Origin of the sequence: Streptomyces sp. SID5785, from assembly GCF_009870065.1 — a bacterium.
Lineage (GTDB): Bacteria > Actinomycetota > Actinomycetes > Streptomycetales > Streptomycetaceae > Streptomyces.
Map to the genome: position 1 here is coordinate 1 of NZ_WWIA01000540.1, position 447 is coordinate 447.

General features: G+C 82.1%; 1 pseudogene. It reads right to left on the bottom strand.

The window, feature by feature from the left end:
* Positions 1-403: pseudogene (locus GTW43_RS17535) on the bottom strand (hypothetical protein); the annotation flags it as partial.
* Positions 404-447: the final 44 nt, after the last annotated feature.

Sequence of the window (447 nt, forward strand, 5' to 3'; positions counted from 1 at the left end):
CCTCGGCGGCGGCGCGGTGGGCGCCCGGCGTGGCGCGGGCGCCGGTGGCCATGGCGACCAGGATCAGGGCGCTGCTGCCGCTCCCGAAGCGGGCGGTGAGCAGGCTGTCGCGGCGCGGCTCGCCGCGGTAGCGGGCGGAGTCGCCGCGCACGGAGGCGGCGCGCAGGGTCGAGGTGCCGTAGTGGGCGCCGTCGAGGACGGTGTCGGCGACGAGGTCGTCGAGGGCGCCGGGGTCCGCGGCGGGCAGCGCGGTGGGCTCGGGGTCGTAGGTGGGCGGGCCGTCCCCGACATGGGTGATCTCGGTGAGCGTGGGCGCGGGGCCGACGGGCGGCACGGGCGGGGCCACCGGGGCGGGCGATGCCTCGGGCGCGACGGGTGGCGCGGGCGGCTCCGGCGCGGGCACGACGGGCGGCGCGGGTGGCTCCGGCGCGACGGGTGGCGCGGGCT